This is a genomic window from Mesorhizobium sp., from assembly GCF_004962245.1.
In the GTDB taxonomy this organism is placed as follows: domain Bacteria; phylum Pseudomonadota; class Alphaproteobacteria; order Rhizobiales; family Rhizobiaceae; genus Mesorhizobium.
On the sequence record NZ_SUHQ01000015.1, the window covers coordinates 133,951 to 158,609 of the forward strand.

Genomic DNA, 24,659 nt, shown 5'->3' on the forward strand with positions numbered 1-24,659 from the left:
CGGGATATGCGTTTGACCATCCCCAACATCATCACGATCATGCGTTTCGTGCTGGTGCCGGCCGTAGTGCTGGCCATGCTGCAGGCGCGCTGGGACTGGGCTTTTGCCGGCTTCGTCATCGCCGGCATTTCCGACGGCGTCGACGGCTTCATCGCCCGCCATTTCAACCAGCATTCGCAGCTTGGCGCCTATCTCGACCCGATGGCCGACAAATTGCTGCTGGTCTCGGTGTTCGTGGTGCTGGGCTTCATCGGCGAGCTGCCGCTGTGGCTGGTCGTCACCATGGTCTCGCGCGATGCGCTGATCGTCTGCGCCGTGCTTTTGTCCACCGTCATGGCCCACCCGGTCGAGATGAAGCCGCTGTTCGTGTCCAAGGCCAACACCGCCATCCAGATCGTGCTGGCGGCGGTGGTGCTGGGTGAACTGGCCCTGGCCATTGATCTCGACCCGCTCAGGCCGGTGCTCATATTGCTGTCCGGGGTCTTGACCGTGGCTTCGGCCGCGGCCTATCTCGTGGCTTGGCTGAGGCATATGAGCGGCTATGGCGAAGGCTCGACACCAGGTACCTGAGGAAGACGCCGCCGAGGCAGCGGCTGCCGAGGCTGCTGCGTCTGGCGTGTTTCGCCGCCAGATCCGCTTCTGGCTGATCAGCGCCATCATCCTTGCGGTCTTCCTCTATGTCTTCAGCGGCATCCTGCTGCCGTTCGTCGCCGGCATGGTGCTCGCCTATTTCCTCGATCCCGTAGCCGACCGGCTGGAGCGGCTCGGCCTGTCCAGGCTGATGGCGACGGTGGTCATCCTGTTTGCCTTCATCGTCGTTCTGGTGCTGGCCTTCGTCATCCTCATTCCGGTGCTGGCCTCGCAGATGGCCGATTTCGCCAGCAAGCTGCCAGAATATCTGACCCGGCTGCAGACCCTGATCACCAGCTTCGACCCGAGATGGCTGGAAGAGAAATTCGGTGTCGACGCCAACGGCCTGCGCGAAGGGTTGAACTCGCTGCTGACCTCCGGCTTCGGTCTCCTGACCACGGTGTTCACCTCGGTCTGGAGCTCCGGCGTGGCGCTGGTATCGGTGGTCAGCCTGTTCGTCGTCACACCCGTCGTCGCCTTCTATATGCTGCTCGACTGGGACCGCATGGTGGCGATCGTCGACAGCTGGGTGCCGCGCGACTATGTCCAGACCGTCAGGGCGATCGCCAAGGACATCAACACCGCCACTGCCGGCTTTGTGCGCGGCCAGGGCACGCTGTGCCTGGTTCTGGGCGCCATGTACGCCACCGGCCTGACGCTGACCGGGCTGAATTTCGGCATCCTCATCGGCCTGTTCGCCGGGCTGATCTCCTTCATTCCCTATGTCGGTTCGCTGACTGGGCTGGTGCTGGCCGTCGGCGTTGCCTTCGTCCAGTTTTGGCCCGACTGGACCATGGTCGCGGCTGTGGCCGGCGTGTTCCTTGCCGGCCAGTTCATCGAGGGCAACATCCTGCAACCAAGGCTGGTGGGAAAAAGCGTCGGCCTGCACCCGGTGTGGCTGATGTTTGCGCTGTTCGCCTTCGGCGCGCTGTTCGGCTTCGTCGGCTTGCTGATCGCCGTGCCGGCCTCGGCCGCGGTCGCCGTTCTGGTGCGCTTTGCCATTGCCCGCTATCTCGAGTCGCCGCTCTACAAGGGCCACGCCGACGAGCCCGTGCCGCCGCTGCCGGCGCGCCGCGGGGGCGGCGGACCGCGCAGTTGAGCCAGATGCCGGACAACAAGACCGATCCGCCGCGCCAACTGCCGCTCGATCTCGGCCATGGCACCGGCTATTCGCGCGACGAGCTCGTCGTCTCCGGCACCAACAGCCAGGCGGTGGCGCTGGTCGATCGCTGGCCGGACTGGCCGTCGCCGGTGGTCGTGCTCGCCGGCCCGGCAGGCTCGGGCAAGACGCATCTGGCTTCGATATGGCGCTCCCGCGCCGGCGCGGTGGGGGTCGACGCCCGGCGCATCGGCGACTGCATGGCGAGTCTCGGCGCGCGGCCGGCCCTGATCGACGATGTCGATGCCGGTCCTGTCGACGAAGAGGGGCTGTTCCATCTGATCAATGCTGTACGCGGCGCCGGCTCGACCTTGTTGCTGACCGCGCGGCGCTTTCCGTCAGCCTGGGGCGTCAGGCTCCCGGACCTCGCCTCGCGACTGAAGGCAGCGGCGACTGTGGAGATTCACGAGCCCGACGATCTGCTTCTGGCCGGCGTCATCACAAAACTGTTCGCCGACCGGCAGGTCGATGTCGAGCCGCATGTCGTGCAATATCTGGTGCGCCGCATCGAACGCTCGCTGGCAACCGCGATGCGGGTGGTGGAGCGGCTCGACCGCACGGCGCTGGAGCGCAAGACGCCGATCACCCGGGCGCTGGCCGCCGAGACCGTCAGCGCCATGGATGAGGGGCAGGGGGAGTTCGAGATTTAAACGATGGCACTTACCTCCAAGGGGAGGAGGAAAAAGCCTCGGCCGGTGTTCCGTTTTGGGAAATAATCCTGGCATCTGTCTTGCAACGTCAGCCTTGCCGGCTAACCCCGGTCCTGATTGCGTATCAAATCAGGTAGTAGGCTCGCCGGGAGACGGGGCGGTTGGGGTTCTCTTCCCGGCGAGCTTACCTTCACGCCCACATTCTCAACGCTATCGGCCTTTACTGGAAATGAGATCGGTCACGACCAAACACGGGCAGGAGAATCCTGTCGGTCGATCCGCACCAGATTGGGATTCCTGAGGACACTGTCGAGATCGAAGCCTTCGGCCAATAGCGCCTTGGGCAGCACCTATCCCGGTGCCGGCCAGCCAGTCATCCGGTCGGAGATTGCTGCAAATGCTGTCGCCATGGTTCACTCCCGCCGCCGGGCAGGGCCGCTCGTTCGACGCCAAAGCGCTTGCGGTAATCGCCTGGCACCAGGCCGGTTATCCTGTAGAACACCTTGCGGAAGGAACCGGGGTCGTCATAGCCGACATCCCAGGCGATCTGATCGATCGATCGGATCGTCGCTTCCAGCATCTCGCGCGCCTTGCCGACGCGCAGATGCTGGCAGTACTCGGTCGGTTTGAGGCCGGTGGCGTTTCGAAAGCGACGCAGGAACGTCCGCTCCTCCAGGCCGGCATGCTCCGCCATCGCGGCAAGCGTCACATCGCGCGCGCCTCTCGCCTGGAGCCAATGCTGCACCTTCAGGACAGCCTCGTCGCCATGATTCAGCCTGGGCGCAAAGGGGCTGTAGAAGCGTTGCTCGCGCCCCGGCGGATCCACCAGCATGAAACGGGCGGTATCCATCATGACGGTCGGCCCAAGCATCCTGTCGACGAATTTCAGGCCGAGATCGGTCCAGGCCATGTAGCCGCCGGCGGTGATGATGTCGCCATCGTCAATGACCAGCTTGTCGGCATCCAGCGCGATGTCGGGGAAGCGCATCGCCAGCGCGTCGCGATAGGCCCAGTGCGTCGTCGCCGCACGACCGGACAGCAAGCCGGATTCGGCAAGCACGAAAGCGCCGGCGCAGACCGAGCCCAGCGTCGCGCCCGCCGCATGGCGGGCCCTGAGCCAGCCGGCATAGGGCGCAGCCGCCTCGCGAGCGATCGGATCCCCCAGGGTCGGAGGCAGGATAATCATAGCCGGTTCGTTGCCGGCGGCGGGCTCGCTGTCCCCGGACTCGCTGTCAAAGGTGCGGACGACGGTTCGGCTCGCGTCTTCCAACTGCCAATGGCTGACGCGAAGTCTCAGCGCGTCCGGCGACCGTTTGGCAGCCAGTCGGTTGGCGAGCTGGAAGAGATCCGTGAGGCCGAGGACGGCGGCTTCCTGAACCCCGGGATACACGACGAGCCCGATTTCGACCGGATTACGCACCGCAACCATCTGTCAGTTTTGCCTTGTCAAATGTCTGTTTTGCCAATCGTCACCATGCCCCCGTTGCGATAGCTTGTCCACAGAAGGAACGAACCTTCCCCGAAAGACCTCTCAACTTTTAGATCAAGGAGTAAGACGATGAGCGTGTTCACCACCAAGGACGGCACCGAGATTTTCTACAAGGATTGGGGCACGGGCCAGCCAATCGTGTTCCATCACGGATGGCCGCTCAGCGCCGATGACTGGGACAACCAGATGCTGTTCTTCCTCGAGAAGGGCTATCGCGTGATCGCGCATGACCGGCGCGGGCACGGCCGCTCGACACAGACGGCGACCGGCAACGAGATGGACACCTATGCCGCCGATGTCGCCGCTCTGGTCGCTCACCTCGACCTCAAGAACGCCGTCCATATCGGCCACTCGACCGGTGGCGGCGAGGTTGCGCGTTACGTCGCCCGCTACGGTGGCGAAGGACGCGTCGCCAAGGCGGTGCTGATCGGCGCGGTGCCGCCGATCATGGTCAAGACCGACAGCAATCCCGGCGGCCTGCCCATCGAGGTCTTCGACGGCTTCCGTGCCGCTTTGGTCGCCAACCGCGCCCAGTTCTACAGGGATGTGCCGGCCGGCCCATTCTACGGCTTCAATCGCGAGGGCGCCAAGGTCTCGCAAGGGGCTGTCGACAATTGGTGGCGCCAGGGCATGATGGGCGGAGCCAAGGCTCACTACGACTGCATCAAGGCTTTTTCGGAGACCGATTTCACCGACGACCTCAAGAAGATCGACGTGCCCGTCCTCATCATGCACGGCGATGACGACCAGATCGTGCCGATTGCCGACTCCGCTCTGCTTGCCGCCAAGCTCGTGAAGCACGGTACGCTCAAGGTCTACGAAGGCCTTCCGCATGGCATGTGCACCACCCACCCGGAGATCATCAACCCCGATCTCCTGGCGTTCGTCCAGAGCTGACGCTTCGGAGCTTCAGGCGGGTACGCGCGGAAATTCGCGCTGCCCGTCGCTTGCTTGAGCATGCTTCACCGGCCGCAGATGTGGTCCGGCGCGGCTGCGCCGGCAGAACGGCCGATGATTTCCGGTGAATGGATGGTCGGAGTGGAGAGATTCGAACTCCCGACCCTCTGGTCCCAAACCAGATGCGCTACCAGGCTGCGCTACACTCCGAGTCCTTGCGGGCTATAGGGTTCCGGGCTTTGGAAGGCAACCCCTTAAACGACGAAACCAGCACAAACCCGGCTCAGGTCGAGAGCGGAACGCCGCACCCCGGTCAATCGGTCCCAGGTTCCTGCCTGGTCAGACCTTTATGAAAGCGGCCGTCGCATACATGAAAGCGACGCCGGCCGCCATGCCACCCATGACCGGCGGTGTGAAGAAGGCATCGACGCCCTTCTGGTTGCGGCGCATCAGATAGGCGCCGACCTCGACGATGACCTGCAGGATCGCCCCGGCGCCGATGGCAAGCGCCAGCGCCGACCATTGCGGTGCATAGGCCAAGCTGCCGAGCCACATGCCGAGGACGGCAGGCCCGCCGGCGAGCAGGGCCAGGCCGGCGAACGTCCACAGCGGTGGCCGCTCCTTGAGGATCGGGGCGGCAATGCCAATGCCTTCGGTAATGTTGTGCAGGGCGAAGCCGAGCACCAGGAAGGTTCCGAGGCTTGCTGAACCGGCCGCGAAGGCAGCGCCGATGGCAAGACCTTCGCCGAGATTGTGAAGGCCGATGCCGAGCGCGATATATCCGGCCAACGCCAGGCCTGTCGGCGTGCCGCGCCGCCGCCCGATCGCCATCAGGACAAGAAAGCTGGCCAGACCCGCCAGCACCACCATGACCGGCCCCTGGAAGACAGCGGCTGCGGTTCCGACAAGCTCGAAGGATTCTTCGATCGTGTCGACCAGCAGAAAGGCGAGCAGTCCGATGGTCAGCGCCAGCAGGAAGTTCATGCCGTTCTGTCCGACACCGCGCAGCGCCGGATAGAACATGAGGCCGATGGCGACAGGCAGCACGCCGACGATGATGCCGACCAATCCCTGCAGCTTGAGCTGTCCCGCAGTGGCGGTCGGCGTCGGCACCGCAACCTCGATCAGGTGTTCGAAGGTGACGCCGGAATTCGTTACCAGGTTGACCGTGTGCGTTTCGCCCAGAACCCAGGGGAAGGGCAGGTTGATCCATGCCGTGGAGGCACGCGCGATCTCGCCCGGCGGGTCCTGGGTGAATTGCCAGTAAGCGCCGTCGACCTGGACCTGGGCGATCTTCATCGGCTCGGAACCGCCAGCTCTGACAAGCAAATGAAGGCCCGACGTATCGAGCACGACCCGCTCGAAAGTCAGTTTCTCGACGGCGGGCGCGCCATTCGACAATCCTTGCAGCGGATTGACGGCGATGATCCACGCCACCGCAATGGCGAGCGCGGCAAGAGGCAGCCCGATCCACAACCAGTTGCTGCGTGATCTTGCCGGCGAACCGATGGTGACGATCTTGTTCATGCCAGCGCCTCGACGACGTCGAACATCCCCATCCAGCCGAGTTCGGTGAACTCGCTTTGGTGCGCGTGGAACATGTAGAGGCCCGGTTCGTGCTCGGCGAAGGTGAATTCCAGGATGCCGCGCTGGGCCTGGCACTGGATGATGAGGTCGACCGTTTTCAAGGTCGGCGTCAGCGTCGTGCCCTGATCGAAATAGTCGAAGAAATTTCCGTGCAGGTGAAACGAGTTGATGAGATCGAATTCCAGGACATTGACCAGGTAGATGCGCACCGGCTTGCCGCGCACGATGCGGATCGGCGTCTTCGCATAGGCATGGGCGATGGTGTTGGCGGCGTAGAATTCGTTCTCCTCGTCGAAATTGGTGTCGAACCCGTTCATCACCATCACCAGCTCCTGCCAGCCGGCATTCTCGGGCGTGTCGAGCAGCCGCGACCGGGCGATCTCCGCCTGGTCGGGATGGCGATCCGGGTCCGGATCGATGACAAAGGCACCGTACATGCCCTTGTGGATGTGCCTCTTCAGCGGCAAGGCGTGGCAGTGATAGAGATGGCAGCCAAACGGCTTGGCGTCGAATTCGTAGACGAACTCGCCACCCGGATCGACCAGCCCGGCGCCGGGAATTCCATCCATGCGGGCGGCATGGATGCCATGGAAATGCATCGAGTGCGGATGCGAGCCGTTGTTCTTGAAAACCACGCGAATGCGCTCGCCTTCCTTGGCGCGCAGCGCCGGACCAGGCACGCGGCCGTTATACGTCCAGGCCGGGAAGGTCACGCCCGGCGCGATCTCGATTGTCTTGTCCACGGCCGTCATCTCGAACGTCCTGAGCGTGCGCCCATCGGGCAGAACCGAGACCGTCCCTCGCTCCCAGTCAGTCAGCATCAGCATCGGGTCAAAACCGTTGGCGGCGTTGTCCACCTCGCCGACCGTGACCATCGCGCCATGCGCATTCATATGCTGAGGTGCGGCATCGGTGGCAGCCACCGCCGTCACGTCATGACCGGTATGCGGGGCGGATTGACCGAGCGCGCTGCGGGCAGCGATCGCCGTCCCGCCCACGGCAGCAAGACTTCCCGTAAGGATGGAACGGCGGCTTATCCGATCGCGCAACCATACACCGACATCGACCATTCCAGATTGTCCCTTGAATCCACTCGTTGACCAAGAATAGCGTTAGCTGTCAAATATAGCAATGGCTTAATTCCAACTACGGCATGCCCTGCCATCTGTCTTGCGTCAGGGTCTTGACGATCCTGTTTCGAGAACGTCCGGTACATTTTTTCGCCGGCCAGCCGCGTCTGAGCGAAGCTATTTCCCAACCGTCGAGGGCGCCACCATCCAATGGATTCTTGACTTCATCCCGTCAAATCGGTCCCATGTCATCACAAACTGGGAGAGAATCCGTGATCTCACCAAGCCTATTCGCTGTATCCGCTTCGGCCATTATTTTGGCCGGTTGCACCACTATGAGTTCTGGGACTTGGCATAATTTGCACGAGAAGATGCGCGACAGCCCGCAAACGAGACATAGGCTTGTCGCCGACTGCATAGCGCGCCAGCGAGGGTTGAACTCGCAAAGGAAAGTGGCGCATGCAAAGCTCGTCAATCGAAATGTCGCCAACTATGCCCCCACCTACTGCCGCCGCTTTCTCGGTGGCATCGCTTCGGGCCGAATTACTTATGACGATTATCTGAAGCTGGGCTCACCAGATGCTGACCATAGCAAAGTGCTCAAGCTGATGGCGGGGCGTTGATTTTCTGCGACGCACTACCGTCACGCCGTCATCATCGGTGGCCCGCCGGGCCAAAAGCTGCGGCGAGCATCGGCCTTGCCGCCGGCGGCATTGCGAAGTAATGACGGGAATAAAGCGGCGGGTGCCGCCTGCACGAAGCAACGAGGTGTCCATGTCCGCGCGCATTTTCAGCCCAGCCAAAACCGCGATGCAGTCCGGCAAGGCCAAGACCGGCCACTGGGTGCTGGAATTCGATCCCGAGATGCGCAAGAAGATCGATCCGCTGATGGGCTACACCACCTCGGGCGACATGCGCAGCCAGATCAGGCTGACCTTCGATACCCGGGAAGAGGCGGTGGCCTATGCCGAGAAAGAGGGGCTGGCCTTCCGTGTCGAGGAGCCCAAGGAAACCAAGCGCCGCCAGATTTCCTATGCGGAGAATTTCCGCTATGACCGCAGGACGCCCTGGACACATTGACCGGCAAATGCCGGGCAGCCGTCCAGCGCATCATTCAGCCGGCCCTTGGCGTCGGCCCAGCGGTCCCGTAGCTCAGCTGGATAGAGCACCGGCCTTCTAAGCCGATGGTCGCAGGTTCGAATCCTGCCGGGATCGCCAGTAATTCAAGGTCCGTTCCGGACACATAGGTTACGGTTTATACTGGAGACATGGCGCGTGAATCCGCGTCTTTTTTCAGGTATCACCGATCGTCCGCACACCTCGGCAGACAGGATGCGCCGAGGTCGCGGACACCTCATGTGCCTGCGTTCATTCCATGTCCGCAGTGAGAAGGGCGTTGGCGGACCATATTCGCCAATGGCGGGGTAGGGCGGATCTGAACGGGGCTTTCCGCGAATGACATTGATGGGTGCGGCGGCGCTGCTGATCCTGATCCTGACCTATGCCGGTGTCGCCATCGGCAGGATCCCCGGCTTGCGCCTCGACCGGGCAGGCATCGCGCTGCTCGGCGGTGCGGCGATGATCGCCATCGGTGCGCTCGGCATGGAGGATGCCTACCGCGCCATCAATTTCGACACCATCACGCTGCTGCTCGGCATGATGATCGTCGTGGCGCATCTGAAAGTGTCGGGCGCCTTCCGTGCGCTCGGCGCCGTCGCCATCGAGCATGCACACGCGCCCTTTATGCTGCTGGTGATGGTGACGCTGCTGACCGGCGTGCTGTCCGCGTTCCTGGTCAACGACGCGATCTGCCTGGTCATGGCGCCGATCGTCGTCCACGTCACCCGCGTCATCAACCGCAACCCGATTCCCTATCTGATCGCCACCGCCACGGCGTCGAATTGCGGCAGCGTCGCCACCATCACCGGCAACCCGCAGAACATGGTCATCGGCGCGCTGTCGGGGATTTCCTATCCGGCCTTCTCGGCGGCGCTGGCGCCGGTCGCGCTGTTCGGCCTCGTCGCCGTCATCGTCATCGTGCGCATCGTCTACCGGGCCGAATTCGCGCGCAAGGCCGAGCTCAGCCCCGAAGTCTATCGCGGCCGCATGCTGCCGGGTCAGGTGCTGAAGGCGGTGGTCGTCTGCATCGGGCTGGCGATCGCCTTCTTCGCCGGCGTTCCGGTCGCCAAGGCCGCACTCATCGGCGGCGCCATTCTTCTGGTAACCCGCGCCATCAAGCCGGCACGCATCTACCGCGAGATCGACGGGCCACTGCTGTTCATGTTCGCCGGCCTGTTCATCGTCGTCGCCGGGGCCGAGAAGACGCTTCTGACACCCGACATCGTCGCCTCGGCAAAAGACCTCGGGCTGAACGATGTCTGGCGGCTGTCCGGTTTCACCGCAGTGCTGTCCAACATCATGAGCAACGTTCCGGCCGTGCTGGCGCTGCGGCCGTTCATACCCGGCCTGGAGAACCCCGAGCGCGCCTGGCTGGTCGTTGCGATGAGCTCGACGCTGGCCGGCAATTTCACGCTGCTCGGCTCGGTCGCCAATCTGATCGTCGCCGAACATGCGCGGGTCTCCGGCACGCGCCTGTCGTTCGGCGCCTTCTTCAAGGTCGGCCTGCCATTGACGCTGGTGACGCTGCTTGCCGGGACTGCGTGGCTGGCGCTTTAGGCGGGTCCGCGATCGCGACAGATACGAACGACCCGGCGGACCAATTTTCCTGCTTCCGCGCGCCGATGGGAATCGAGAATTAGAAACAATTGTTGACAATTAACTAAAAACCCGCGACGGTTCCGAAATCGCACCGGGAAGCGCTTGAAATGCTCACATGCATCGTTGGTTGGTCGCACTCCAAATTCGGCAGGCTGGACGCCGGCCTGGAGGAATTGATCGCTGGCGTGGCTGCCGCTGCCATGGCCGACGCGGGATTGCAGGCCGGTGAAATCGACGAGATTGTCGTCGGCACCTTCAATCCGGGCCTTGTCGAGCAGGATTTTGCGTCTTCCCTGGTATTGAACGCCAGCCCGGACCTGCGCTTCAAGCCCGCGACCAGGATCGAAAATGCCTGCGCCACCGGCTCGGCCGCCGTCTATCAGGCGGCACGCGCGGTCGAATCGAAGCGGGCGCGTTTTGCGTTGGTGATCGGCGTGGAAAAGATGACGGCGCTGGACAGCGCGTCGGTCGGCCGGGCCCTGTTGAAGGCGAGTTACGTCGAGGAAACACGGTCGATCGAGGGCGGTTTTGCCGGCGTCTTTGGCCAGATCTCCTCTTCCTACTTCCAGAAATACGGCGACCAGTCCGACGCGCTGGCCAGGATCGCCGCCAAGAATCATCGCAACGCCGTCGCCAATCCGCTGGCCCATATGCGCCAGGATCTCGGCTTCGAATTCTGTCGCAACGCATCAGATCGCAATCCTGTCGTCGCCGGCCCGCTGAAGCGCACCGATTGCGCGCTGATTTCCGACGGTGCCGTGGCGCTGGTGCTGACGGATGCTGCCACCGCATTGCGCATGAACAAAGCCGTGGCACTGCGCGCCATGTGCCAGACCAGCGATTACCTACAATTATCGAGACGGTCGGACGTGACGTCCTTCGAAGGGGCGGCGCGTGCCTGGTCCGGCGTGATGGCTGAAGCCCGCTTGACCAACCGCGATCTCGATTTCATCGAGCTGCACGACTGCTTCACCATCTCGGAGCTCATCCAATATGAGGCGCTGGGCATTGCACCCCGCGGCGGGGGCGCCAGCGCGATAAAGGACGGCATCACCGAAATGGGTGGCGAACTCCCCGTCAACCCGTCCGGCGGGCTGAAGGCCAGGGGCCATCCGGTCGGCGCCACCGGCGTCTCGATGCTGGTTAACGCAGCGATGCAGCTCACTGGCGAGGCGGGCGACATGCAGGTCAAGGACGCCCGGCTGGCCGGCGTCTTCAACATGGGCGGCGTTTCGGTTGCCAACTATGCCACCATTCTCGAACCGCTCAGGTGAAGCGCCCGTGTCGACCTTCAACATAGGCCACTTCCTGACCCAGAACGCGCGGCGTCTCGGCGACCATCCCGGCGTCATCGTGCCTGAGCGGACATTCACCTGGCTGGAGGTCGACCGGCGGGTCAATCGCCTCGCCAATGCGCTGGCCAACGCTGGCATTCGTCCGGGCGACCGTATCCTGGTCCAGGCGCGCAACAGCCATCGCGCCTTCGAGGTGAAATGGGCTTGCTTCAAACTGGGCGCGGTTTGGGTCCCGGTCAATTTCCGGCTGACGCCGGCTGAGGTCGCCTATATGGCTGGGCACGCCACGGCACGAGCGATCGTCTTCGACAGCGAATTCGCCGAGCATTGCGAGGCCGCGTGGGCCGAGTTGGATCCGGCTACGCTATCTATCTGCCTTGACGCCGCGCTCGACGGCAGCCTCGTCTACGAACAACTTCTCGCGGACGGCGGCGAGAGCTTTATCGAGGTGGATGTGGAACGGGACCAGCCGGCCTGGTTCTTCTACACCTCAGGCACCGCCGGACGCCCCAAGGCCGCCGTGCTCACCCATGGCCAGCTTGCCTTTGTCGTCACCAGCCATCTCGCGGACATGTTTCCCGGCACCAGCGAGAGCGATGCCTCGCTCGTCATCACGCCGCTGTCGCACGGCGCCGGTGTTCATGCACTGGCCCATGTGGCGCGCGCGGCGCCCCAGATCATCCTGATCGGTGCATCGCTCGATCCGGAAACGGTCTGGGAGACGGTCGCGCGACACAGGGTGACGAACTTCTTCACCGTGCCGACGCTGCTCAAGACCCTGGTCGAGCACCCTTCAGTCGACCATTACGACCACAGTTCGCTGCGTCATGTGAACTATGGCGGCGCGCCGATGTTCCGGTCCGACCAGGCATTCGCCCTGGCCAAGCTCGGCAGCGTCCTTGTCCAGCATTACGGCCTCGGCGAGTTCACCGCCAACATCACCGTGTTGTCACCCGGCCAGCACGGACTGGGATCCGGCTTGTCAGACCAGGCTGTAGGCACCTGCGGGGTGCCCCGCACCGGCGTCGAGGTCGCCATCCTTGACGTCGACGGCCAGCGCCTTCCCACAGGCGAAACGGGCGAGATCTGTGCCCGCGGGCAAGCAGCCTTTCTTGGCTATCACAACGATCCGGAGGCCACGGCGAAAGCCTTTCGGTACGGCTGGTTCCACACCGGCGATCTCGGCTTTCTCGACGGGCGCGGTTTTCTCCACATCACCGGCCGCGCCTCCGACATGTACATTTCCGGCGGGCTGAACGTCTATCCGCGCGAGATCGAAGAGGCGATCCTCGACGACGAACGGATCGACGAGGTGGCGGTGGTCGGCATGCCGCATCCGAAATGGGGTGAATGCGGGGTGGCCGTGGTGGTGGCGAAGGCCGGCTGCGAGATTGCCGCGAAGGATGTCATCGACGGCCTCGCCGGCCGCATCGCAAGATACAAATTTCCCAACCAGGTGGTGTTCTGGCCGGCGCTGCCGAAGTCCGCCTATGGCAAGGTGCTGAAGCGGGAGATCATCAACAGGCTCGCGGAAGAGCACGGGCGCGCGGCTTGACGGAGCAGAAGGTGGCGATGATGAAGATAAAAGGCCTGGATCATGTGGTGCTCACCGTGAGGGACATGGGGCGGACCATCGATTTCTACCGGCGTGTGCTCGACATGCGCCATGTCGTGTTCGACGGCAGTTACAATGCGCTGCATTTCGGCAACCAGAAGATCAACCTCCATCCGTATCGCGCCGAATACACGCCGCATGCCGACATTCCCGCACCGGGGACGGGCGATCTGTGCCTCATCGCCGAAGGCGGCATCGACGACATCGTACAGGAACTGGGCGCGCTCGAGATTCCCGTCGAGCTAGGCCCCGTCGATCAGACCGGCGCAGGCGGTGCGATGCGCTCGGTCTATTTCCGGGATCCTGACAAGAATCTCATTGAAGTTGCATGCTACATAGCCTGACATCGCACAGTTTCCATTCAAGGCTCATTCCATGGCTCGTCCCAAACTGAACCGCAAACCCGCACCGCAAATGGAGGTTGCCCGCCGCAGCCTCGATGCGCAGGCCGCCGACAAGCTGCGCGACGCGATCCTGACGGGCGTGTTCGCGCCCGGCGAGAAACTGACGGAAGAGGTGATTGCCGAGTCGTTCGGGCTCAGCCGCGGAACGATCCGGGCATCGCTGCGGCTTCTGGTGCATGAAGGGCTGATCGTTCAGGAACCCTACCGCGGCTACAGCGTAAGATCGCTGACCTCTCGCGATGCGTGGGAGCTGTTCACGCTGCGCAACACGCTGGAGGCCTTCGCCGCGCGGCTCCTGGCCGAGACCATCACCGAAGCCAAGCGGGAGCGGCTGGACCAGGCCTATGACAAGGTCGTCAAGGCGGTCGCGTCCGGCGCGAGGACGCGCGCGGTGGAGGCGGACTTCCAGCTTCACCTGACGATCGCCGAGTTGACGGAACATACCGCCCTGCAGGCCCACTACGCACTGATCGCCGGCCAGGTCCGCCTGTATCAATCCCTGGTCAGCAAGTTCCTTTCGCTGCAGGATTACATCGTCACCCATGAGTCCCTTATCTCGGCGATGCGGGAAGGCCGGGCTGGCGAGGCCGAACGGCTGGCCGCGGAACACAACACCGCCGATGGCGAGCGCCTGGTCGAGTGGCTTCGCGAGGCGGAAAGCCGGTCCGACCGGAGCGGCCGCGCTGCCGGCTCCCCGGCTGCCTAAGGAGAAACGAAGGGAGATACGCTGCACATCACGATAATTGTTAACAATGAACAATCAACCGTCTAATCAAAAAAGGGGAATAGGATCATGCCAAGCAAGCGCAGTTTTCTGGTCGCCGCGTCGCTGTGCGCCGCCGCCATTGCCTCGTCGGGCGCAAATGCTGCCGACGAATCGCTCAGCCGTGTCCAGGCGGCCAAGAAGGTCGTTGTCTGCTCGTCCAACGACGTTCCGTATGCTTACAAGAATCCGGCCAGCGGCAAGGTGGAAGGGACCGACATCGATATGGTCCGGGCCATCTTCGAGCCGCTGGGCGTGCCGGAAATCGAGCTTTATGAAGTTCCAATCTCGGGGATCATTTCGGCGCTGAACACCAGCCGCTGCGACATGATCTCGGACAACATCGCGATCACCGTCAAGCGCTCCGAGCAGATCGCGTTCTCGGCGCCGATGTACCGCGCCGGGCAGGCGCTCGTCGTGCCCAAGGGTAATCCCGCCAAGATCAAGAGCGAGGGCGATTTCCCCGGCCATACGGTCGGCTCCTATCTCGGAACCATCCAGCTCGACTGGCTGAACAAGATGGCGGCGGCAGATCCCACCATCACCGTCAAGGCCTACAAGAACATTCCGCAAATCCTTGCCGAGCTGCGGGCCGGGCGCCTGGATGCCGCCGCCTTCGACGACATGGTCGCGGCCGATGCGCTGAAGAACGATCCGACGCTGCCGGTCGAGATCCTCGACTACAAAATGCCCATCGGTGACTATGCCGTCGGCGCCGGCTTCCGCAAGGACGACGTTGCGCTCAGGCAGGCTTTCGACGAGCAGAACCGGCAGCTCCAGCTTTCCGGAGGGCTGCGCAAGGTTCTGGAAAAATGGGGCCTGCTTCCGGTCGAGCGATACTTTCCGTTTCCGAATTGCTGCAGCGGACACTGACAGGAGATCGCCATGAATGACGTGCTCGAGTTCCTGCCGGCGCTGCTCAGGGGTGCGGCCCTGACGGTCGGGATCACGATCGCGTCGATGGCGATCGCCCTTGTGCTGGGCCTGCTCATCGCGCTCGCCCGCATGTCGCCCATCGGACCCGTCCGGTGGGCGATGGCGATCTATGTCGACTTCATCAGGGGCACGCCGCTGCTGTTGCAGCTTTTCTATATCTACTATGTCCTTCCCTATGTCGGCATCTACATTCCGGCCCTGGTTGCCGGGATACTCGGCCTGTCGCTCAACTACGCGGCCTATCTGTCCGAGGTCTATCGCAGCGCCATATCGGCGATCGGCAAGGGACAGGTCGAAGCGGCGCGTTCGCTCGGCATGCGGCCGGCTCCCATCTTCATGCTGGTCGTGCTGCCGCAAGCCCTTCGGATCGCCATTCCGCCGATCGGAAACTACTTCATCGCCATGTTCAAGGACACCGCACTGGTGGCGGTGATTTCGGTCAACGAACTGATGTTCACCGCCGACCAGATCGCCTCGACGACCTACAAATATCTGGAGGTCTATACGGCCGCCTTCGTCATTTATTTCATCGTAAGCTATCCGGCTTCGATGCTGATCCTGAAGCTTGAAGACCGCATGAAACGCGCTCCCGCTGGTTGAGATCGCTGCCCAAATCGCAGTGACAGCGACCTCGATCCTGGAACCGCACGGCTGCCCCAGAAAGAGATTGAAATGAACAGGACTTTGCACCCCGAAGGCATTGCCTTTGTCGACAGCAGCTACGTTCCGATCGCGCAAGCCTCGATCCCCTTGATGGACTGGGGTTTCACCCGCGGTGACGCGTGCCAGGATACGGTTTCCGTTCGCAATGGTGCGTTCTTCAGATTGCAGGATCATCTGGACCGCTTCGAACAATCCTGTGCCCGGCTGCGCTACGCCATGCCTGTCGGGCGCAAGGGGATCGAAACGGTCTTGAAGTCCTGCGTGGAGATGACGGGATTGGCCAACGCGACGGTGCAGATGATCATGACACGTGGGCTTGGCCCCTCGGGATCGCGGGATCCGCGCCTGTGCAAGAACAGGTTCATGGCGTTCTGCGTGCCGTTCGTGGTCGTCGCCAATGAAGAACAGCGCATGCGCGGCCTCTCCGTCAGGATTTCCAGCCGCTGGCGTCTGCCGCCGGACTCCGTTCCCTCGCAGATCAAGAACTACAACTGGATCGACTTCGTGCTCAGCCTCTTCGACGCTTACGATGCCGGCTGCGAAACCTCGCTGATGAAGAACCATCTGGGCACCATAAGCGAAGGTCCCGGGTTCAACGTCTTTGCGCTGACGGGCAGTGTTCTCTCTACTCCAGGATACAATGTGCTCGACGGCATAACGCGTCGGTGCGTCATCGAAATCTGCCGCGAGATCGGGCAGGCGGTCGAGGTGAAATCGATCTCCGAGAGCGATCTGGCCGGCGCCGATGAAGTGTTCGCCTGCAGCACTGCCGGCGGCATCATGTCAATCACCAGCGTCAACGGCAAACCGATCGGCGACGGAAAGCCGGGTTCTCTTACGACGAGGCTGGCGGAGATCTACTGGACCAAACGCGACCAGGGCTGGCATGCGACGCCCGTCGATGAACTCTGATGCCGTGTTCAGGCGGCCGCCGCCAGGCCGCGCGACAGATCTGCCTTCAGGTCGTCGACGTCCTCAAGCCCGATCTGCAGGCGGATGAGTGGGCCGTCATAAGGACCCTTGGCGACGACGCGGTCGCCGAGGAAGACCGGCACCGCAAGGCTCTCATAGCCGCCCCAGGAGTAGCCGAGGCCGAAAATCTCAAGCGCGTCGAGGAAGGCATGCTGTTGTTTCTGGCCGCCGCCCGCAAGGACGATCGAAAAAATGCCGCTCGAGCCGCGAAAGTCGCGCTTCCACAGATCATGGTCGGGATGGCTGGGCAGAGCCGGATGCAGCACGCGCGCCACGCCCGGCTGGCCCTCCAGCCAGCCGGCGATGGCCAGTGCGCTGCGCTGATGATGGTCGAGGCGAACGCCCATCGTGCGCAGGCCGCGCAGCACCTGATAGACGTCGTCCGGCCCGGCGCAGCAGCCCATCGTGTAGAAGGTCTCGCAAAGCTGTTTCCAGCAAGTCTTGTTGGCCGACACGGTGCCGAGCAGCACGTCGGAATGGCCGGCCGGGTATTTCGTCGCCGCGTGGATCGAGATGTCGACGTCGTAATCGAGCGGACGGAAGTAGAGCGGCGTGGCCCAGGTGTTGTCCATCATGACGATCGCGCCGGCGGCGTGTGCCGCCTTGGCGATGGCCGGTATGTCCTGCACCTCGAACGTATTGGAGGCCGGCGATTCGGTGAACACGACCCTGGTGTTGGACTTGATCAGCGCCGCAATGCCGGCGCCGGCATGGGGATCGTAATATTCGACCTCGACGCCCAGCCGTTTCAGCATCGTGTCGGCGAAATTGCGGGTCGGGTGATAGACGGAATCGACGATCAGCACATGGTCGCCCGCCGACAGGAAGGCGAGCAGCGGCACCGTCACCGCCGCCAGGCCCGAGGGCACCACAATCGTGCCGGCCGAGCCTTCCAACGCGTCGATTGCGTGAGCAAGCGCGTCCGTGGTCGGCGTGCCGCGTGTTCCGTAGGTGTATTTCTGGCTGCGCGCAGCCATCGTTGCCGCATTGGGGTAAAGCACGGTCGAGGCATGCACGACGGGCGGATTGACGAAGCCGAAATAGTCGCGAGGATTGTTGCCCGAATGGGCAAGCAGCGTGTTGATACCCATCTCGCTGTCGTTTTTGGCCATTGCTCTCTTCACCCTGTCGTAAACCGCTAGCCATAGTGCGGCGGCATTGACCGTGCAACCGCCGGCGCCCCGCCAGCCGGCGGACTTCGGATAGGCCAAATCATTCCAAGTAGTCAGCGATCGAAGGTTGCGCCGCTTACGCCCCTCGGGCGATGGGACTATGAAGACGAGCGCAAAATATATATATTTGAAATCTAATATAAGTGTTGCCGGATTGCCCTGATCGAACGCTGCCGGACCCTGGCTGTTCCCGCCGCAATCCGGCTTCTCGCCTAGAGAGGATGACCATACCAAAGGGGAGGAATGTCATGCCTAACGTCAACTGGATGATAAAAGCGCGCGAGTTCGTCAACTGCAACTGTGCCTATGGCTGTCCGTGCCAGTTCAACGCACTGCCGACGCACGGATTCTGCCAGGCGGTGGCCGGCATGAAAATCGAGCACGGCTATCACGGCGATACCAAGCTTGACGGCCTGCGGTTTGCCGCGGTCTTTCGTTGGCCGGGGGCAATCCATGAAGGCAAGGGCGAGGCCGCGGTGGTCATCGACGAACGGGCGACCGAGGCGCAGCGGGGTGCGCTGCTCCGCATTCTCAGTGGCCAGGACACCGAACCCGGCGCCACCATATTCCAGGTCTTCTCGACGACGCTGGAGAAGGTTTACGATCCGATCTTCGCCGCTATCGACATCAAGGTCGACATTGATGCAAGAACGGCCCGGTTGAGCGTGCCGGGCATTACTGAGGGTCATGGCGAGCCGATCAAGAATCCGGTCACCGGCGCCGAGCATCGGGTACGCATCAACCTTCCGCATGGCTTCGAATATACGCTCGCTGAAGCCGGGCGTGGTTGGACCAAGGCGACCGGCCCAATCAAATTCGAGGTCGCGGACACGCATAGCCACTTCGCCGACATCCACCTCTCGCAAAGCGGTGTCGTGCATTAGGCCATGAGCGACACGGCCCTCGAGGCGGTGCTGCGGCGCGACCGCGCGGTCGTGACAGTGGCGCTTGTCGTCATTGCGGTGCTCGCCTGGGCTTACGTGCTGTGGCTCGCCGCCGATATGGCCATGCCCACCGCATCCGCGCCAGGCACCGACATGGCGGGCATGGATATGGCGGGCATGGACATGGGGGCCGCGATTGCGCCCGGATTCCAGGCCTGGACGCCGGCCGATTTCGCTTTCATCTTCGCGATGTGGGCCGTGATGATGGTCGGCATGATGACGCCGTCGGTTGCGCCGATGGTGCTGCTCTATGCCGGCGTCGGCCGCAAGGCGCACGCAAACGGCCACCCCATCGCGTCGACAGCATGGTTTTTTACCGGCTATCTGCTCGTCTGGATCGCCTTCAGCATCACGGCGACCGGTGCGCAATGGCTGCTGACCAGCCTCGCCTTGCTGAGCCCGGCGATGGCGACCAACAGCACGATTCTGGGCGGCCTCGTTCTGATCGCCGCCGGCCTCTATCAATGGACACCGATGAAGGGCGTCTGCCTGCGGCAATGCCAGGCGCCGATCGCGTTTCTGGCCAGTCATGGCGGCTTCCGGTCCGATCCGCTCGGCGCGCTTCGGTTCGGGATCAGACACGGAGCCTATTGCCTCGGCTGCTGCTGGGCGCTGATGGCCCTCCTTTTCGTCGGCGGTGTCATGAACGTCCTGTGGATCGCCGGCATCGCCATCCTCGTTCTTCTGGAGAAAACCGTCCCGACCGGGCAGCTGATTCCGCGCATCTCCGGCGCGCTGATGGCGATCACCGGCGTCTGGCTCCTCGTTGGAGCGTTTTGAATGTAAAGCGCATGATCCCGAGAACCGACACCGATTTCGCTAGGGATCGCGCGCATTGGCGAGCGCCCGTCTGGACGCGAAAAAGGCGCAAACCATGCCAATTCATTCCATGAGAAAGTCAGTAACGCAGCGTAAAGTCGAGGGGTGGATTTTGCAGGCCCAGCCCCGATTTGCGTTGATCGGACTTTTGCCGACTTTGTTCTCACTGCTGACTAATTTCCAGGCGCGTTTGTCTGCAATTCAGGCATTTGTGGCAATTGGTTTTCAAACTCTTTCGGTTTCGGTCATTTTCCTTGACCTCACTGGAATAATCGCCTTCGATGCAGTTCGTGAATGGGAGGCAGCGCGTCGGTTTGCGATGCGGGTTTCGGGAATGGGCCGGAACGGAAGCTGCGTTCACACGGAAAAAAAGTCGGGTTCGCCTGAAAAAAACAGAAAAGGGTCTGTGGGTTATGAAACACATTGCAATCGGCATTCTGGGCGCTGCCGCGTTTGGATTGATGGCTTCGGCCGCATCGGCGGCCACGCTCGACGATGTCAAGGCGAAGGGCTTCATCCAATGCGGCGTGTCCACTGGTCTGGCCGGCTTCTCGGCGCCGGACGACAAGGGTGACTGGCAAGGCATCGATGCGGATTTCTGCCGCGCTGTCGCGGCTGCCGTCTTCGGCGATGGCACCAAGGTCAAGTTCACGCCGCTCAGCGCCAAGGAACGCTTCACCGCGTTGCAGTCCGGCGAGATCGACATCCTGTCGCGCAACACCACCTGGACCATCAACCGCGATACAGCACTTGGGCTGAACTTCATCGGCGTCACCTATTTTGACGGCCAGGGTTTCATGATCAACGCCAAGAAGCTGCCGGGCGTGAATTCCGCGCTGCAGCTTTCGGGCGCAGCGGTCTGCGTGCAGAGCGGCACCACGACCGAGCTCAACCTTGCCGACTATTTCAAGTCGAACAAGATGGAGTACAACCCGGTCGTCTTCGAAAAGCTGGAAGAGGTCAACGCCGCCTATGATGCCGGCCGCTGCGACGTCTACACCACCGACCAGTCGGGTCTCTACGGCATCCGGCTGACGCTGGGCTCGCCCGCCGACCACGTCGTGCTGCCCGAGATCATCTCCAAGGAGCCGCTCGGACCGGCCGTGCGTCAAGGCGACGACCAGTGGTACCACATCGTCAAGTGGACCTACTTCGCCCTGCTGCAGGCAGAGGAACTCGGCATCACCAAGGCCAACATCGACGAGATGAAAGCCTCGGACAATCCCGAGATCAAGCGCGTGCTCGGCGAGGAGGCCGACACCAAGATCGGCACCGATCTCGGCGTCTCCAACGACTGGGTCGTCAACATCGTCAAGGCAGTTGGCAATTACGGCGAAATGTTCGAACGCAATGTCGGTTCGGGCAGCCCGCTGAAGATCGCGCGCGGCATCAACGCGTTGTGGACCAAGGGTGGCCTGCAATACGCTCCGCCGATCCGCTGATCGAAATGTGATCCGGAAGGCAGCTTTCCTGCCTTCCGGTTTCTCTTTCCAGGGGATGGTCGAATGGCATCGCAGGAAATTCTTCGCGAGGAGCCAAGCCGCGGCTCCTTCATCAACGATCCGAAGGTTCGCGGCATATTCTTCCAGGCGGTGGTCATCATCGTGCTGGTGGCGTTGGTCTGGTGGATCGTCCAAAACACCATCGACAATCTGACGCGTTTGCGCATTGCGTCAGGCTTCGGCTTCCTCAGGGGCCGCGCCGGCTTCGACATCAGTGACAGCGCCATCGCTTATTCGTCGGATTCGACCTATGGCCGTGCCATCGTGGTCGGCTTCATCAACACGCTTATCGTTGCCGCCGCCGGCATCGTCACAGCCACCTTCATCGGCTTCATCCTCGGCATCGGCCGGCTTTCGCACAACTGGCTGATCCGCAAGATCTGCATGGTCTATGTCGAGGTCTTCCGCAACATCCCGCCGCTGCTGGTCATCTTCTTCTGGTATTCAGGTGTACTTTCGGTGCTGCCGCCGCCGCGCGAAAGCATCAACCTGCCATTCGGCTCCTTTCTCAATCAGCGCGGCTTCTACTTTTTGCGCCCCATCTGGGGCGAAGGCTCCTGGCTGATCCTGGTCGCTCTGCTTCTTGGCATTGCCATGGCGTGGTTCGTCGCCCGCAAGGCGCATCAGCGGCAGATGGCGACCGGCCAGCAATTCCCTGTGTTCTGGACATCGACGGCCTTGATCATCGGCTTGCCATTGCTGGCCTACGCGCTGAGCGGCTTCCCGCTGAGCTTCGATTATCCAAAGCAATCGACCTTCAACCTGACTGGCGGCTTTCAGGTCAAGCCGGAATTCCTGTCGCTCTACCTGGCGCTGTCCTTCTATACGGCCGCCTTCATCGCCGAAATCGTGCGGGCCGGCATTATGGGCGTCAGTAAGGGTCAGACCGAGGCAGCCGGTGCGCTCGGGCTGCGGCCGGGATCGATCCTGCGGCTTGTCGTCATTCCGCAAGCCATGCGCATCGTCATTCCGCCGCTGACCAGCCAGTATCTGAACCTGACCAAGAACTCTTCGCTCGCCATCGCCATCGGCTATCCGGATCTGACGGCGACGACCGGCACGGTGCTGAACCAGACCGGCCAGGCGATCGAGTGCGTGCTGATCATGATGGTGGTCTATCTCGCGCTCAGCCTGTTGACGTCGGCGATCATGAACGTGGTCAACGCCAGAATGGCGCTGGTGGAGAGGTAGGGACATGCAGGAGCACGACCTTTCCTTCGTCCGCGTCGAAATGGCGCTGGCACAGTCGGCGCCGCCAAGCGAGCGCGGCCCGGGCGCCTGGATACGCAAGAACCTGATTGCTTCGGCCGGCGACACGATCCTGACCATCATCGGCATTGTGCTGGTCGCGATGATCCTGCCGCAACTGATCAGCTGGGCCTTCATCAACGCCCAATGGACCGGCACCGACCGCACCTTTTGCGCCACGGTGGCGCAGGGCGGCGTCCAGCCGGACGGCTGGTCCGGCGCCTGCTGGGCCTTCGTCAACGCCAAGTTCGGACAGTTCATGTTCGGCCGCTATCCGATCGATGAGCGCTGGCGGCCGATCCTGGTCGCCATACTGTTCGTGGCGCTCCTGGTGCCGCTGCTCATCCCGAAGGTGCCGCGCAAGGGGCTGAACGCCATTCTGTTCTTCGGGGCGCTGCCGATCTTTGCCTTCATCCTGCTGGTTGGTGGCGTGTTCGGCCTGCCGCATGTCGAAACCTCGCTATGGGGTGGGCTTCTGGTGACGCTCAGCCTGTCCTTCGTCGGCATTGCCGTGTCGCTGCCGCTCGGCATCGTGCTGGCTCTGGGCCGGCGATCGAGGATGCCGATCGTCAAGATGCTGTGCGTCATCTTCATCGAGACGGTACGCGGCATCCCGCTGATCACCGTCCTGTTCATGGCCAGTGTGATGCTGCCGCTGTTCCTACCGGCCGGCGTCAGCTTCGACAAGTTCCTCAGGGCACTGATCGGCGTGTCGCTGTTTGCCGCTGCCTACATGGCCGAAGTGGTGCGCGGCGGCCTGCAGGCGATCCCCAAGGGCCAGTATGAGGGCGCGGATTCGCTCGGCCTCGGCTACTGGCAGAAGATGGGTCTGATCGTGTTGCCGCAGGCACTGAAGCTGGTCATTCCCGGCATCGTCAACACTTTCATCGGCATGTTCAAGGACACCAGCCTGGTCTCAATCATCTCGATGTTCGATCTGCTCGGCGTCGTGAAGCAGAATTTTTCCGACGCCAACTGGGCAACGCCGCAGACGGCCAGGTCCGGCCTGGTGTTCGCCGCCTTCGTCTTCTGGCTGTTTTGCTTCGGTATGTCGCGCTATTCGATGTTCACGGAACGCCGGCTCGACACCAGCTACAAACGCTAAAAATAAAAAGGGAACCTCCCATGACCACAGAAAATGCAGTCAGCGCGGAAGAGATCAAGGTCAATGCGGCCAAGATGCAGATTTCCACCACCGATGTCGCCATCGACATCATTGCCATGCACAAATGGTACGGCGAATTCCATGTGCTGAAGGATATCAACCTGAAGGTGATGCGCGGCGAACGCATCGTCATCTGCGGCCCTTCGGGCTCCGGCAAGTCGACGATGATCCGCTGCATCAACCGGCTCGAAGAGCACCAGAAGGGCAAGATCATCGTCGACGGCAAGGAATTGACCAACGATCTGAAGAAGATCGACGAGGTGCGCCGCGAGGTCGGCATGGTGTTCCAGCATTTCAACCTGTTCCCGCACCTGACCATCCTGGAAAACTGCACGCTGGCGCCGATCTGGGTGCGCAAGACGCCCAAGAAGCAGGCCGAGGAAATCGCCATGCACTTCCTCACGCGTGTCAAGATCCCGGAACAGGCCAACAAGTATCCCGGCCAGCTTTCCGGCGGCCAGCAGCAGCGCGTCGCCATCGCCCGCTCGTTGTGCATGAACCCGCGCATCATGCTGTTCGACGAGCCGACCTCGGCGCTCGATCCGGAAATGATCAAGGAAGTGCTGGAGACGATGGTTGGCCTCGCCGAAGAGGGCATGACCATGCTGTGCGTCACCCACGAGATGGGCTTTGCCCGCAAGGTCGCCAACCGGGTGATCTTCATGGATCAGGGCCAGATCGTCGAGCAGAACACACCGGCCGAATTCTTCGACCATCCGCGCCACGAGCGCACAAAACTGTTCCTGTCGCAGATCCTGCACTGATCGCTCTCATGCAAATCAAAAGAGCCCGGCCGAAACCCGGCCGGGCTCTTTTGCGTCAAGGCTGTCGGCCGGCGATCGCGTTACGATTGCGAGGCCATGCTTCATGAAGAAGCCATCCGTCGCGAAAAAGCTTGGGCGCTTTCTCGCCATTCTAGTGATGGCAATCGTGCTTGCCGGGGTTCTGGGCACATTCATTC

At 62.4% G+C, this 24,659-nt stretch carries 24 protein-coding genes and 2 tRNA genes; 21 read left to right on the forward strand and 5 right to left on the reverse strand.

Features of this window, described 5'->3' with window-relative positions:
- Window positions 1–12 precede the first annotated feature (12 nt).
- From E5X88_RS17740 to hdaA, 3 genes are read left to right on the forward strand one after another with little or no spacing between them, the layout of a single operon-like run.
- On the forward strand, window positions 13–570 hold the full coding sequence (locus E5X88_RS17740) for a CDP-alcohol phosphatidyltransferase family protein (protein WP_292163521.1): 558 nt from the start codon (window positions 13–15) through the stop codon (window positions 568–570).
- The gene (locus tag E5X88_RS17745) at window positions 542–1,729 is read left to right on the forward strand and encodes an AI-2E family transporter (RefSeq protein WP_292163522.1); all 1,188 of its coding nucleotides are present in this window, start codon (window positions 542–544) and stop codon (window positions 1,727–1,729) included. The genes E5X88_RS17740 and E5X88_RS17745 overlap by 29 nt, the downstream gene beginning before the upstream one ends.
- A gap of 5 nt (window positions 1,730–1,734) precedes the next feature.
- Complete coding sequence (hdaA, locus tag E5X88_RS17750; protein WP_292163579.1) at window positions 1,735–2,439, forward strand: DnaA regulatory inactivator HdaA; 705 nt, start codon at window positions 1,735–1,737, stop codon at window positions 2,437–2,439.
- A gap of 373 nt (window positions 2,440–2,812) precedes the next feature.
- Here hdaA and E5X88_RS17755 read toward each other — a convergent pair whose 3' ends face one another.
- Window positions 2,813–3,868, reverse strand: a complete 1,056-nt coding sequence (locus E5X88_RS17755; protein WP_292163523.1) for a GlxA family transcriptional regulator — start codon at window positions 3,866–3,868, stop codon at window positions 2,813–2,815.
- Between the two features lie 129 nt (window positions 3,869–3,997).
- On the opposite strand from E5X88_RS17755, the gene E5X88_RS17760 reads away from it, so the two are divergent.
- Window positions 3,998–4,825 carry an alpha/beta hydrolase gene (locus tag E5X88_RS17760; RefSeq protein WP_292163525.1) on the forward strand — a complete coding sequence of 276 codons (828 nt, stop codon included), beginning with the start codon at window positions 3,998–4,000 and terminating at the stop codon, window positions 4,823–4,825.
- A gap of 133 nt (window positions 4,826–4,958) precedes the next feature.
- Here E5X88_RS17760 and E5X88_RS17765 read toward each other — a convergent pair.
- The 3 genes from E5X88_RS17765 to E5X88_RS17775 form a co-directional block, all read right to left on the reverse strand.
- Window positions 4,959–5,035 (reverse strand) — tRNA-Pro (locus E5X88_RS17765).
- A gap of 129 nt (window positions 5,036–5,164) precedes the next feature.
- Window positions 5,165–6,352, reverse strand: coding sequence for a metal transporter (locus E5X88_RS17770; RefSeq protein ID WP_292163527.1), 1,188 nt, complete (start codon window positions 6,350–6,352; stop codon window positions 5,165–5,167).
- Window positions 6,349–7,482, reverse strand: coding sequence for a multicopper oxidase domain-containing protein (locus E5X88_RS17775; protein WP_292163529.1), 1,134 nt, complete (start codon window positions 7,480–7,482; stop codon window positions 6,349–6,351). Before E5X88_RS17775 ends, E5X88_RS17770 begins: the two co-directional genes overlap by 4 nt.
- A gap of 272 nt (window positions 7,483–7,754) precedes the next feature.
- On the opposite strand from E5X88_RS17775, the gene E5X88_RS17780 reads away from it, so the two are divergent.
- The 11 genes from E5X88_RS17780 to E5X88_RS17830 all read left to right on the forward strand — a co-directional run bounded on the left by E5X88_RS17780 (window position 7,755) and on the right by E5X88_RS17830 (window position 16,788).
- Window positions 7,755–8,105 (forward strand): hypothetical protein, encoded by a 351-nt coding sequence (locus tag E5X88_RS17780; protein WP_292163531.1) that lies wholly within the window; start codon window positions 7,755–7,757, stop codon window positions 8,103–8,105.
- A gap of 151 nt (window positions 8,106–8,256) precedes the next feature.
- Window positions 8,257–8,562, forward strand: a complete 306-nt coding sequence (locus E5X88_RS17785) for an ETC complex I subunit (protein WP_015318428.1) — start codon at window positions 8,257–8,259, stop codon at window positions 8,560–8,562.
- A gap of 61 nt (window positions 8,563–8,623) precedes the next feature.
- Window positions 8,624–8,700 (forward strand) — tRNA-Arg (locus tag E5X88_RS17790).
- Between the two features lie 237 nt (window positions 8,701–8,937).
- Window positions 8,938–10,158 (forward strand): anion transporter, encoded by a 1,221-nt coding sequence (locus E5X88_RS17795; protein WP_292163535.1) that lies wholly within the window; start codon window positions 8,938–8,940, stop codon window positions 10,156–10,158.
- Window positions 10,159–10,307: 149 nt separating this feature from the next.
- Entirely contained in the window at window positions 10,308–11,474 is a 1,167-nt protein-coding gene (locus tag E5X88_RS17800; RefSeq protein ID WP_292163536.1) for an acetyl-CoA acetyltransferase, read from the forward strand.
- A gap of 7 nt (window positions 11,475–11,481) precedes the next feature.
- Complete coding sequence (locus E5X88_RS17805) at window positions 11,482–13,050, forward strand: AMP-binding protein (RefSeq protein WP_292163538.1); 1,569 nt, start codon at window positions 11,482–11,484, stop codon at window positions 13,048–13,050.
- 17 nt (window positions 13,051–13,067) lie between these two features.
- Window positions 13,068–13,454, forward strand: a complete 387-nt coding sequence (locus E5X88_RS17810; RefSeq protein ID WP_292163540.1) for a VOC family protein — start codon at window positions 13,068–13,070, stop codon at window positions 13,452–13,454.
- Between the two features lie 31 nt (window positions 13,455–13,485).
- Window positions 13,486–14,220: a GntR family transcriptional regulator gene (locus tag E5X88_RS17815; protein WP_292163543.1), complete on the forward strand. Its 735-nt coding sequence runs from the start codon at window positions 13,486–13,488 to the stop codon at window positions 14,218–14,220.
- 87 nt (window positions 14,221–14,307) lie between these two features.
- Complete coding sequence (locus tag E5X88_RS17820; protein ID WP_292163545.1) at window positions 14,308–15,150, forward strand: ABC transporter substrate-binding protein; 843 nt, start codon at window positions 14,308–14,310, stop codon at window positions 15,148–15,150.
- 12 nt (window positions 15,151–15,162) lie between these two features.
- On the forward strand, window positions 15,163–15,813 hold the full coding sequence (ehuD, locus tag E5X88_RS17825; RefSeq protein ID WP_292163547.1) for an ectoine/hydroxyectoine ABC transporter permease subunit EhuD: 651 nt from the start codon (window positions 15,163–15,165) through the stop codon (window positions 15,811–15,813).
- A gap of 72 nt (window positions 15,814–15,885) precedes the next feature.
- Entirely contained in the window at window positions 15,886–16,788 is a 903-nt protein-coding gene (locus E5X88_RS17830; RefSeq protein ID WP_292163549.1) for an aminotransferase class IV, read from the forward strand.
- 8 nt (window positions 16,789–16,796) lie between these two features.
- Here the strand turns inward: E5X88_RS17830 and E5X88_RS17835 are convergent, their stop codons facing one another.
- The gene (locus E5X88_RS17835) at window positions 16,797–17,960 is read right to left on the reverse strand and encodes a cystathionine beta-lyase (protein WP_292163551.1); all 1,164 of its coding nucleotides are present in this window, start codon (window positions 17,958–17,960) and stop codon (window positions 16,797–16,799) included.
- A gap of 308 nt (window positions 17,961–18,268) precedes the next feature.
- Here E5X88_RS17835 and E5X88_RS17840 point away from each other — a divergent pair, with 308 nt between their 5' ends.
- From E5X88_RS17840 to E5X88_RS17865, 6 genes are all read left to right on the forward strand, one after another.
- A complete protein-coding gene (locus E5X88_RS17840; protein ID WP_292163553.1) occupies window positions 18,269–18,904 on the forward strand; it encodes a DUF1326 domain-containing protein in 636 nt (211 codons plus the stop codon).
- A gap of 3 nt (window positions 18,905–18,907) precedes the next feature.
- A complete protein-coding gene (locus tag E5X88_RS17845) occupies window positions 18,908–19,744 on the forward strand; it encodes a DUF2182 domain-containing protein (RefSeq protein ID WP_292163555.1) in 837 nt (278 codons plus the stop codon).
- 452 nt (window positions 19,745–20,196) lie between these two features.
- A complete protein-coding gene (locus E5X88_RS17850) occupies window positions 20,197–21,225 on the forward strand; it encodes an amino acid ABC transporter substrate-binding protein (protein ID WP_292163556.1) in 1,029 nt (342 codons plus the stop codon).
- Window positions 21,226–21,288: 63 nt separating this feature from the next.
- Window positions 21,289–22,476, forward strand: a complete 1,188-nt coding sequence (locus E5X88_RS17855; RefSeq protein ID WP_292163557.1) for an amino acid ABC transporter permease — start codon at window positions 21,289–21,291, stop codon at window positions 22,474–22,476.
- 4 nt (window positions 22,477–22,480) lie between these two features.
- Window positions 22,481–23,638, forward strand: coding sequence for an amino acid ABC transporter permease (locus E5X88_RS17860; protein ID WP_292163559.1), 1,158 nt, complete (start codon window positions 22,481–22,483; stop codon window positions 23,636–23,638).
- 20 nt (window positions 23,639–23,658) lie between these two features.
- Window positions 23,659–24,462 carry an amino acid ABC transporter ATP-binding protein gene (locus tag E5X88_RS17865; RefSeq protein WP_292163561.1) on the forward strand — a complete coding sequence of 268 codons (804 nt, stop codon included), beginning with the start codon at window positions 23,659–23,661 and terminating at the stop codon, window positions 24,460–24,462.
- The last annotated feature ends 197 nt before the right edge of the window (window positions 24,463–24,659 follow it).